The sequence below is a fragment of the Paenarthrobacter nicotinovorans genome (assembly GCF_021919345.1).
Taxonomy (GTDB): domain Bacteria; phylum Actinomycetota; class Actinomycetes; order Actinomycetales; family Micrococcaceae; genus Arthrobacter; species Arthrobacter nicotinovorans.
Genome location: NZ_CP089293.1, coordinates 832,031 through 843,869 on the forward strand (window position 1 = coordinate 832,031; position 11,839 = coordinate 843,869).

Below are 11,839 nucleotides of genomic sequence, written 5' to 3' on the forward strand. Positions count from 1 at the left end.
GATGAACAAGGAAAACTTGAACCCCTCCATTGAAGGACTTCTGCGGACCTGGCTTCCCGGCAAACGCTGGTTCCCGGTCAAGAGCCCCGACTTCGCGTTGGAGCAGGTGGGCGGCTTCAGACTTCAGGGCAGCGGCGACGCTGTGTTGGAGGTCCTGGTGCTGGCCGTCACCCACCGGACGGCCGACGGCGGTCCCCGGACCGATGTGGTCCAGGTGCCGTTGAGCTTCCACAGCCAACCGCTTGTGGATGCGCCTTCGGCGCTTTTGGGCGAGTACACGGATCCGGAACTGGGCCTTCGTTTGGTGTACGACGCCGTTTACGACTCCGAATTCGTCACGGCGTGGCTGCAGCTCATGCGCAGCGAAGGGAATGTTGGTTCAGCCCGCGGCCACCTCACCCGTGGCCGCATCCCGCTTCCGGAAAACCCAGTGTCCGTGCGGGTCCTTTCCGGCGAACAGTCCAACACGTCCGTCATTATCGACGACGGTGACTCGGCGGCGATCGTCAAGATCTTCCGGGTGCTTTCGCCCGGCCGGAATCCCGAGGTTGAGCTGGGTGCGGCGCTGACCGCTGCAGGGACCAGCGAGGTTCCCGCGACGCTGGGCTGGATCACGGGCTCGTGGAATGAACCGGCGTCGAAAGACGGTGCAGTGGCCACAGGTGAGCTGACAGTCGCGCACGAATTCCTGCTCGGCGGCCTGGACGCCTGGCGTCTGGCTGTTGATGCCGCCGCGGCCGGCAACGACTTCACGGCTGAAGCGCGGGGACTCGGCAACGCCACCGCCACGGTTCACGCCAGGCTGGCGGAAACCTTCGGCACCCATGACGGCCAGGAGCAGGGCCCGGACATCATCGCCACTGTTGCCCGGCGGGTCCGGCAGTCGTGGGCTGAGGCGGCGTCCGCCGTCGGGCCCTATGACGCAAACCTTGAAGAACTGCTGGCGGCCCTGGAGCCCCGGGCCGTGGGACAGCTGCAGCGCGTCCACGGTGATCTCCACCTGGGCCAGATCCTGCGGGTTGCCGGTAACGGGGCGCAACCGGGCCGCTGGGCGATCCTGGACTTTGAGGGCGAGCCGCTGCGGACGATCGACGAGCGGAACACCCCTGATCTTCCGCTCCGCGATGTCACCGGCATGTTGCGCTCGTTCGACTACGCCGCCGGTGCCGCGACCAGGGAGAATCCTGACGCTCAGGTACCGGAGACCTGGGTGGATGACTGTGCTGCCGCCTTCCTTGAGGGGTACAGCGAAGTCACCCCGGGAACCATTGACCTCCAGTCGCCGCTCTTTGTGGCATTGTGGCTGGACAAGGCCTTATACGAGGTGGTGTACGAGCTGCGTAACCGGCCCGACTGGTTGTCGATACCGGTGAATGCATCCCGACGGATCCTCGACAACACAAGCCGCGGCAAGCATGCGGCAGCAACAGCGGAAGGTAATGACATGACTGGCTCAGCACGTACCGAACGGCCCCGAGTTCCCTTGCACGTGGACTCCGAGACCTTGGAACGCGTGGCGGCCGGCGCTTACCACGCGCCGCATTCGGTCCTTGGCGCCCACCTCGATGACCACGGCCACGTGACCATCAGGACAGTGAAGCACCTGGCCAAGTCCGTCACCGTGGTGACGGAGACCGGCCGCACCCCCATGGAACACGAGTCGCACGGAGTATGGACTGCGGTCCTGGAACCGCTGCAGGCCGGGCATGTGCCGGACTACCGTTTGGAAGTGGTGTACGACGTCGAACCCGTCACCATCGATGACCCCTACCACTACCTGCCCACTGTGGGTGAGGTTGACCTGCACCTGATCGGCGAAGGCCGCCACGAACGGCTCTGGGATGTCCTGGGTGCGCACGTCCAGCACTACCGGTCCGCCTTGAGCGACGTGGATGGTGTTTCCTTCGCTGTGTGGGCGCCGAATGCGCAGGCTGTCCGCGTGAAGGGTGACTTCAACGGTTGGGACGGACGCTCGCACGGAATGCGCTCGCTGGGGTCCTCGGGCGTCTGGGAGCTCTTCATTCCAGGTGTTGTAGCAGGGGCGTGCTACAAATACGAGATCCTGACCAAGGCGGGTCAGTGGATCGAGAAAGCCGACCCGCTGGCCTTCGGGACCGAGGTCCCTCCGCTCACGGCATCGCGGGTAGTGGACGCCAGCTACCGCTTCAAAGACGCGGACTGGATGGCTGCCCGGGCCAAGCGGGATCCGCACAACTCGCCCATGAGCGTCTACGAAGTCCACCTGGGCTCCTGGCGGTTGGGTCTGGGCTATAAGGAACTTGCCAAGGAACTCGTCGAGTACGTGAAGTGGCTTGGCTTCACCCACGTTGAATTCATGCCCGTCGCCGAGCACCCGTTCGGCGGCTCATGGGGTTACCAAGTGACGTCATACTTTGCCCCGACCTCACGCTTCGGGCACCCGGATGAGTTCCGGTTCCTGGTGGACTCGCTCCATCAGGCCGGTATCGGCGTCCTTCTGGACTGGGTCCCTGCCCACTTCCCCAAGGATTCCTGGGCCCTGGCCCAGTTCGACGGCCAGCCGTTGTACGAGCACTCCGATCCGGCGCTGGGCGAACACCCGGACTGGGGCACGCTGATTTTCGACTTCGGCCGCAGCGAGGTCCGGAACTTCCTGGTGGCCAACGCGCTGTATTGGCTGGAGGAGTTCCACATTGACGGCTTGCGCGTGGACGCCGTGGCCTCCATGATCTACCTCGACTACTCCCGCGAGGAGGGTCAGTGGCGCCCGAACAAGTTCGGCGGCAGGGAGAACCTGGAAGCCATCTCCTTCATGCAGGAAGTCAACGCGACGGTCTACAAGTCACACCCCGGCGCTATCGTCATTGCCGAGGAGTCCACCGCATTCCCCGGCGTTACGGCACCCACCAACCACGGCGGTCTGGGCTTTGGCCTGAAGTGGAACATGGGCTGGATGCACGACTCCCTGAAGTACATCTCCGAAGACCCCATCAACCGCAAGTGGCACCACGGCACCATCACCTTCTCGCTGGTTTATGCGTTCACGGAGAACTTCCTCCTGCCCATCAGCCATGACGAAGTGGTCCATGGGAAGGGCTCCATGCTGCGCAAGATGCCGGGCGACCGCTGGCAGCAACTGGCCAACCTTCGTGCCTTCTTCGCGTACCAGTGGTCGCACCCCGGCAAGCAGCTCATCTTCATGGGTACTGAGTTCGGCCAGGAAGCGGAGTGGTCCGAGCAGTACGGACTGGACTGGTTCCTCTCCGACATTCCGGCTCACCGCGGCCTGCAGCTCCTGGTCAAGGACCTCAACGAGGTGTACGCCGCCACTCCTGCGCTCTACGAGAAGGACAACGAGGCCGGCGGGTTCCAGTGGATCAACGGTGGCGACGCGGACCATAACGTCCTCACCTTCATCCGCTGGGGCAACAACGGCAAGCCGTTGGTCTGCGCGGTGAACTTCTCCGGCGGTCCGCACCAGGAATACATCCTGGGTGTTCCGCTGGCGGGGGAGTGGACCGAAGTCCTGAACACCGATGCCGAAGCATATGGCGGGTCAGGTGTGGTGAACGCCGGTTCGCTGAAGGCCACTGCCCCCGGCACGGACGGGCAGCCGGCGGCGCTGTCCGTCACGCTGCCGCCGCTCGGAGCATCCTGGTTCACGCCGGCTGAGTAACGCCTCTCCAGTTCCCGCGTGATTGGGCCCGACGCCCGCTCACATAACCGGTGTTTCCAGGCAACGCTCCCTCACTGCGGCCGGGGAGTGTTGCCTGCTTTCGTTGGGCCCAGGGAGTCCATCGGAGAGGGGCTTTGCCAACCCGGCAGAGTGTGTGTATAGTTAATACCCGCGCTGCTCCACGAGTTGAGATCGCAAGCTGACAAGAAACCGCAAGGAAAAATCAAGTCAAGCTTGCCGATTTGACTCGGAGGGAAGTAGCCGGTAAGTTTGGAAAGTTGCTCCGGAGCGATCCTGGACCCTGTGGGGTGTGGGTGGTGTCGGTAGTGTCTGTTGTTTGAGAACTCAATAGTGTGCCAAGTTTGTTGATACCGATTGTTTTATTGATTGGTTGAAATTTTTGCCAGGTTGCTGCGCACCCCCGTGTGTGGTGGTCTGGTTTTCAGCTGGTTTCGAATTTTGTGCAGCCGTGTTTGCCGTTATTTCCGGTGGGTGTGGTTGTGTCTGTTTGATTTTTTTTTGTTTTCAACGGAGAGTTTGATCCTGGCTCAGGATGAACGCTGGCGGCGTGCTTAACACATGCAAGTCGAACGATGATCCCAGCTTGCTGGGGGATTAGTGGCGAACGGGTGAGTAACACGTGAGTAACCTGCCCTTGACTCTGGGATAAGCCTGGGAAACTGGGTCTAATACCGGATATGACTCCTCATCGCATGGTGGGGGGTGGAAAGCTTTTGTGGTTTTGGATGGACTCGCGGCCTATCAGCTTGTTGGTGGGGTAATGGCCTACCAAGGCGACGACGGGTAGCCGGCCTGAGAGGGTGACCGGCCACACTGGGACTGAGACACGGCCCAGACTCCTACGGGAGGCAGCAGTGGGGAATATTGCACAATGGGCGCAAGCCTGATGCAGCGACGCCGCGTGAGGGATGACGGCCTTCGGGTTGTAAACCTCTTTCAGTAGGGAAGAAGCGTAAGTGACGGTACCTGCAGAAGAAGCGCCGGCTAACTACGTGCCAGCAGCCGCGGTAATACGTAGGGCGCAAGCGTTATCCGGAATTATTGGGCGTAAAGAGCTCGTAGGCGGTTTGTCGCGTCTGCTGTGAAAGACCGGGGCTCAACTCCGGTTCTGCAGTGGGTACGGGCAGACTAGAGTGCAGTAGGGGAGACTGGAATTCCTGGTGTAGCGGTGAAATGCGCAGATATCAGGAGGAACACCGATGGCGAAGGCAGGTCTCTGGGCTGTAACTGACGCTGAGGAGCGAAAGCATGGGGAGCGAACAGGATTAGATACCCTGGTAGTCCATGCCGTAAACGTTGGGCACTAGGTGTGGGGGACATTCCACGTTTTCCGCGCCGTAGCTAACGCATTAAGTGCCCCGCCTGGGGAGTACGGCCGCAAGGCTAAAACTCAAAGGAATTGACGGGGGCCCGCACAAGCGGCGGAGCATGCGGATTAATTCGATGCAACGCGAAGAACCTTACCAAGGCTTGACATGAACCGGAAAGACCTGGAAACAGGTGCCCCGCTTGCGGTCGGTTTACAGGTGGTGCATGGTTGTCGTCAGCTCGTGTCGTGAGATGTTGGGTTAAGTCCCGCAACGAGCGCAACCCTCGTTCTATGTTGCCAGCGGTTCGGCCGGGGACTCATAGGAGACTGCCGGGGTCAACTCGGAGGAAGGTGGGGACGACGTCAAATCATCATGCCCCTTATGTCTTGGGCTTCACGCATGCTACAATGGCCGGTACAAAGGGTTGCGATACTGTGAGGTGGAGCTAATCCCAAAAAGCCGGTCTCAGTTCGGATTGGGGTCTGCAACTCGACCCCATGAAGTCGGAGTCGCTAGTAATCGCAGATCAGCAACGCTGCGGTGAATACGTTCCCGGGCCTTGTACACACCGCCCGTCAAGTCACGAAAGTTGGTAACACCCGAAGCCGGTGGCCTAACCCTTGTGGGGGGAGCCGTCGAAGGTGGGACCGGCGATTGGGACTAAGTCGTAACAAGGTAGCCGTACCGGAAGGTGCGGCTGGATCACCTCCTTTCTAAGGAGCTGCTTGCAATGATTGGTGCCCTGCATGGGGTGTCTGGTTGTTGTCAGTGTTGCCCATTGCGCAGGCGTTTGTTCTGCGGTGGGTGCTCATGGGTGGAATATCAACGAATCATTTTTTTGGCATGGCTTTCGTGGTTGTGTCCTGGTGCTAGTACGGCGGTTCGTGCTCCTGCTTTGTGTGGGGGTGTGGGTTGTTGGGAACGTGTCCGGGGTGCGGCTGGTGGGGGTTGTGTTTGGCGCACTGTTGGGTCCTGAGGCAACAGGACCTTTTTGCAGCAATGCAGGGGGGCACTTCTGGTGTTTCTTTTGTTCCTGCAGCCGGTTCCTCCGGTCTTTGTGTTGCGGCCTGCGTGTGTGGGTTGTGGCGGGTTGGGGGGTTGGTTGATGGGGTTGTTGTTTGAGAACTACATAGTGGACGCGAGCATCTGGGACATACACGCTTTGGTGTGTGTGTTCCATACAGCAATTTCTTATGAATGAACCTTGGGCCGTAGTGGCTCGTGGTTCTCTCGAGTAAGTTTTTGATCATGTTTGTGTGGTCAAGTTTTTAAGGGCACACGGTGGATGCCTTGGCATTAGGAGCCGAAGAAGGACGTAGGAATCTGCGATAAGCCTGGGGGAGTTGATAACCGAGCGTTGATCCCAGGATGTCCGAATGGGGAAACCCCGCACAACGCTGTCATGGTGATTGTGTGACCCGCATCTGAACACATAGGGTGCGTGGGGGGAACGCGGGGAAGTGAAACATCTCAGTACCCGCAGGAAGAGAAAACAAGAGTGATTCCGTTAGTAGTGGCGAGCGAACGCGGATCAGGCTAAACCGTTTCCATGTGTGATAGCCGGCGGGCGTTGCATGGGCGGGGTTGTGGGACTTTCCGTTCTGGTTCTGCCGGGCCAGTGAGGTGAGAGTGCGTGCATAGGTGAACGGTCTTGAAAGGCCGGCCAGAGAGGGTGTGAGCCCCGTAACCGTAATGTTGTGTGCCGCCTGGAGAGTATCCCAAGTAGCACGGGGCCCGAGAAATCCCGTGCGAATCTGTCAGGACCACCTGATAAGCCTAAATACTTCCTAATGACCGATAGCGGACCAGTACCGTGAGGGAAAGGTGAAAAGTACCCCGGGAGGGGAGTGAAACAGTACCTGAAACCGTGTGCTTACAATCCGTCGGAGCAGTCTTGTTACTGTGACGGCGTGCCTTTTGAAGAATGAGCCTGCGAGTTAGTGTTACGTCGCGAGGTTAACCCGTGTGGGGTAGCCGTAGCGAAAGCGAGTCTGAATAGGGCGAGTGTAGTGGCGTGATCTAGACCCGAAGCGGAGTGATCTACCCATGGCCAGGTTGAAGCGACGGTAAGACGTCGTGGAGGACCGAACCCACTTCAGTTGAAAATGGAGGGGATGAGCTGTGGGTAGGGGTGAAAGGCCAATCAAACTCCGTGATAGCTGGTTCTCCCCGAAATGCATTTAGGTGCAGCGTTGCGTGTTTCTTGCCGGAGGTAGAGCTACTGGATGGCCGATGGGCCCTACAAGGTTACTGACGTCAGCCAAACTCCGAATGCCGGTAAGTCAGAGCGCAGCAGTGAGACTGTGGGGGATAAGCTTCATAGTCGAGAGGGAAACAGCCCAGACCACCAACTAAGGCCCCTAAGCGTGTGCTAAGTGGGAAAGGATGTGGAGTTGCGAAGACAACCAGGAGGTTGGCTTAGAAGCAGCCATCCTTGAAAGAGTGCGTAATAGCTCACTGGTCAAGTGATTCCGCGCCGACAATGTAGCGGGGCTCAAGTACACCGCCGAAGTTGTGGATTTCACACAGTACCCTAGCCTTCGTGGTTCAGGGGTGTGGAGTGGTAGGGGAGCGTCGTGTGGGCAGTGAAGTCGCGGTGGAAACCAGCGGTGGAGCCTACACGAGTGAGAATGCAGGCATGAGTAGCGAAAGACGGGTGAGAAACCCGTCCGCCGAATGATCAAGGGTTCCAGGGTCAAGCTAATCTGCCCTGGGTAAGTCGGGACCTAAGGCGAGGCCGACAGGCGTAGTCGATGGACAACGGGTTGATATTCCCGTACCGGCGAAAAACCGCCCATGCCAAGCGGGGGATACTAACCGCCCGGAGCCTGCCCGCTCACCCTTGTGGTGTTGTGGGTTTTGGCCGAGCGCGGGACCTGATCCCGGGAGGTAAGCGTATTAACAGGTGTGACGCAGGAAGGTAGCCGGGCCGGGCGATGGTTGCCCCGGTCTAAGGATGTAGGGTCAGGGATAGGCAAATCCGTTCCTGTGTGCTTCGAGCACGTTCCTGAGATCTGATGGGACTCCCGTAAGGGGGGATCCGGTGATCCTATGCTGCCAAGAAAAGCATCGACGCGAGGTTTTAGCCGCCCGTACCCCAAACCGACACAGGTGATCAGGTAGAGAATACCAAGGCGATCGAGAGAATTATGGTTAAGGAACTCGGCAAAATGCCCCCGTAACTTCGGGAGAAGGGGGGCCTGCCCCGTGATGGAGACTTGCTCTCCGTGAGCGGGTGTGGGCCGCAGAGACCAGGGGGAAGCGACTGTTTACTAAAAACACAGGTCCGTGCGAAGTCGCAAGACGATGTATACGGACTGACTCCTGCCCGGTGCTGGAAGGTTAAGAGGACCGGTTAGCCACTTGTGGCGAAGCTGAGAATTTAAGCCCCAGTAAACGGCGGTGGTAACTATAACCATCCTAAGGTAGCGAAATTCCTTGTCGGGTAAGTTCCGACCTGCACGAATGGAGTAACGACTTCCCCGCTGTCTCAACCATAAACTCGGCGAAATTGCAGTACGAGTAAAGATGCTCGTTACGCGCAGCAGGACGGAAAGACCCCGAGACCTTTACTATAGTTTGGTATTGGTGTTCGGAGTGGCTTGTGTAGGATAGGTGGGAGACGTTGAAACCCGGACGCCAGTTCGGGTGGAGTCATCGTTGAAATACCACTCTGGTCACTTTGGACATCTAACTTCGGCCCGTGATCCGGGTCAGGGACAGTGCCTGATGGGTAGTTTAACTGGGGCGGTTGCCTCCTAAAAAGTAACGGAGGCGCCCAAAGGTTCCCTCAGCCTGGTTGGCAATCAGGTGTCGAGTGTAAGTGCACAAGGGAGCTTGACTGTGAGAGAGACATCTCGAGCAGGGACGAAAGTCGGGACTAGTGATCCGGCGGTACATTGTGGAATGGCCGTCGCTCAACGGATAAAAGGTACCTCGGGGATAACAGGCTGATCTTGCCCAAGAGTCCATATCGACGGCATGGTTTGGCACCTCGATGTCGGCTCGTCGCATCCTGGGGCTGGAGTAGGTCCCAAGGGTTGGGCTGTTCGCCCATTAAAGCGGTACGCGAGCTGGGTTTAGAACGTCGTGAGACAGTTCGGTCCCTATCCGCTGCGCGCGCAGGAAATTTGAGAAGGGCTGTCCTTAGTACGAGAGGACCGGGACGGACGAACCTCTGGTGTGTCAGTTGTACTGCCAAGTGCATCGCTGATTAGCTACGTTCGGATGGGATAACCGCTGAAAGCATCTAAGCGGGAAGCTCGCTTCAAGATGAGATTTCCATACACATTATGTGTGAGAGGCCCCCAGCCAGACCACTGGGTTGATAGGCCGGATGTGGAAGCGAGGACTAAAGACTCGTGAAGCTGACCGGTACTAATAGGCCAACAACTTACACCACACACAAAACACTGCACGCGTCCACTATGTGGTTCCCGAACAACAACCGTTCCAGGAACCAACAACAACAACTACATAACACCACAGTTGTAACCACAAAGCTTCCCACCCACCCCCACACCAACGGGGTCGGGACGGGTAACAGAGTTACGGCGGTCATAGCGTGGGGGAAACGCCCGGTCCCATTCCGAACCCGGAAGCTAAGACCCACAGCGCCGATGGTACTGCACCCGGGAGGGTGTGGGAGAGTAGGACACCGCCGGACAACCATTAACGAAGAGCCCCAACCACGGTTGGGGCTCTTCCATTTAACAAACACTTCAGCTTCCCCACGTACTGGCCCTCAGGACCACAATGCGTCTGGGCTCGGTCCACCGGTAGAGTTGGTGGTCATGGAAAACCTCTTCAGCCACCCCGAGTCGGAGCCCGAGTCGGCCCAACAGGGCAGTAACGACCTCGAGCCGCTCATCGTTTGTGTTGTGGTCCCCAGCAACGTCTCCCACGCCTTCCAAGGATTCACGGACCACCCGCATCTCTGGTGGCCCTTGGAAGAGGAAAGCGTCTACGGTGCGGGCTCCCACGTTGAGTTCGAGGAGAACCTCATCCTGGAGACGGCTGAAGACGGCCGGACGTCCGTGTGGGGAACAATCGATGACTGGCAGCCCCCGCTGTCCTTCCACGCCAGCTGGTATCCCGCCGGAACTCCCTTGTGGTCCACCGAGATCCGGGTGGTGTTCAGCGCCGTCGAAAATGGTACGGAGGTGCGCCTGATCCACGATGGCTGGGAGGGCGCGGAAGATCCTGCGGCCTCCAGGGCCTCCTATGCCGAGGGCTGGCCTCGGGTCCTCCAGCGCTACGCCCGGTTCATGGGCGGAGCAGTTGCCTAGGGTCCGCAGGCTCCACGCAGGCGATTGGCTGCTGCTCAAGAATGTCCGGCTGGAGATGCTTGCCGACACCCCCATGGCGTACGTGGAGAGCCTTGCAGCTGCGCGGCGTCAGACGGACAGCCAGTGGCGGGAACGAGCCGCTGCCATGTCCGGGGAATCCAGCGTTACCCTGGTGGCTGACGGCGGCGAGGACGGCTCCAGACTCTGTGGCCTGATGCGGGTAGTGGCCAAGCATCCACAAGATCCCGAGCGCCCACTGCAGGCGATGCTCATCAGCGTGTACGTCGCAGCTGAGCATCGTGGGCTGGGCCTGGCTGACGAGCTTCTCCAGGAGGCCTGCGCAGCTGCGGCAAACGAGCTCGGGGCCGGCTATCTGGAGCTGGGCGTGCATGAGGACAACTCCCGCGCCCAGGCCTTCTACAGACGCCACGGATTCGAAACCACCGGAGCCAGCAAGCCCTATCCGCAGGACACCACCAAGCGTGAGCTCGTGATGGAGCGGCGGCTGTCCTAGGTTGCGCCCCGGCTTAGGCTGAGCCCACCTTGGGCACTGCCGTGCTTGTACGCACCACCAGTTTGGTGGGGTGTTCGGCGTCCTCGGGCTCCAGTACCAGGCCGTTATTGATGGCACCCAACAGAGTGTGAACCGCCAGTGCCCCCTGCCCCTTGGCATCCTGGTCGATCGTGGTCAGGCCCATGACGTTCCCCAGGTCGTGGCCGTCGATGCCCGTCACGGAAAGGTCCTCGGGAATCCGCAGCCCAAAATCGCGGGCGGCCAGGATGGTGCCGATCGCCATCTCATCCGATGCTGCGAACACGGCGGTGGGCCGTTCGGGCGCACTGGCCAGCAGTTGCCGGGCAGCGGCGTAGGAGCCTTCGATGGTGAAGTCCGCCGTAACGATCCATTCGGGCCTCACCGGGCAGCCGGCGTCGTTCATTGCTTTTTCGAAACCGCCGCGGCGGGTTCCGGGCAGCTGGAAGTCCTGGTCGTAGGTTTCGCTTCCCGTGATGTGGGCAATCTTGGTATGGCCAAGCCCCAGCAGATGATTGGTGGCCTGCATCGCGATGCCGGCATCGTTGATCCGGATGGTCGAAGCCCCGGGAAGGGGGCCGCCAATGCCGACAATGGGCCGGTGCATGGCATGGAGTTGCTGGATTTCGGCTTCGCTGAGTTCCAGGGAAACAGCGATCACTGCGTCCACCCGTTTGCGGAGCAGGAAGTCACTGAAGACGCTGTGCCGATGAGCCGGGTTTTCACCGATGTTGTACAGGGTGAGGTCGTAGCCGGCTTCGAGGAGGGCGGCCGAAGCGCCCTCGATCACCGCTGAAAAGAACCAGCGGTGGACCGAGGGCACCACCAGGCCAACGTTGTGCGTACGGCCGGAAGCGAGGCTTGAGGCATGGTACGACAACACGAAACCGAGCTCCGCGGCTGCTGCCCTCGCGCGTTCCCGGCTGGCGGGGGACACGTGGCCCTTCCCGCTCAAGGCCCGTGAAACAGTGGCAACGGACAGCCCTGCGCGCTCGGCTACGTCCTTGATGCCGGTCATGCTGCTCCTTGGTGG

4 protein-coding genes and 3 rRNA genes are annotated in these 11,839 nt (G+C 59.9%); 6 read left to right on the forward strand and 1 reads right to left on the reverse strand.

Annotated features, from left to right (window positions below; genetic code table 11):
- Position 1: 1 nt before the first annotated feature.
- The 6 genes from JMY29_RS04035 (at position 2) to JMY29_RS04060 (ending at position 10,788) form a co-directional block, all read left to right on the forward strand.
- A complete protein-coding gene (locus tag JMY29_RS04035; RefSeq protein ID WP_189076099.1) occupies positions 2-3,655 on the forward strand; it encodes a 1,4-alpha-glucan branching enzyme in 3,654 nt (1,217 codons plus the stop codon).
- A gap of 525 nt (positions 3,656-4,180) precedes the next feature.
- Positions 4,181-5,699: ribosomal RNA gene (locus JMY29_RS04040) — 16S ribosomal RNA — on the forward strand.
- Between the two features lie 545 nt (positions 5,700-6,244).
- Positions 6,245-9,388 (forward strand): 23S ribosomal RNA (locus JMY29_RS04045).
- Positions 9,389-9,535: 147 nt separating this feature from the next.
- A 5S ribosomal RNA gene (rrf, locus tag JMY29_RS04050) occupies positions 9,536-9,652 on the forward strand.
- The 16S, 23S and 5S rRNA genes sit together here, the layout of an rRNA operon.
- A gap of 127 nt (positions 9,653-9,779) precedes the next feature.
- Complete coding sequence (locus tag JMY29_RS04055; protein WP_026267458.1) at positions 9,780-10,274, forward strand: SRPBCC domain-containing protein; 495 nt, start codon at positions 9,780-9,782, stop codon at positions 10,272-10,274.
- On the forward strand, positions 10,267-10,788 hold the full coding sequence (locus tag JMY29_RS04060; protein WP_229778714.1) for a GNAT family N-acetyltransferase: 522 nt from the start codon (positions 10,267-10,269) through the stop codon (positions 10,786-10,788). Before JMY29_RS04055 ends, JMY29_RS04060 begins: the two co-directional genes overlap by 8 nt.
- Positions 10,789-10,801: 13 nt before the next feature.
- On the opposite strand, the gene JMY29_RS04065 is transcribed toward JMY29_RS04060, so the two are convergent.
- Positions 10,802-11,824, reverse strand: a complete 1,023-nt coding sequence (locus JMY29_RS04065; RefSeq protein WP_189076867.1) for a LacI family DNA-binding transcriptional regulator — start codon at positions 11,822-11,824, stop codon at positions 10,802-10,804.
- Between the last annotated feature and the right edge of the window lie 15 nt (positions 11,825-11,839).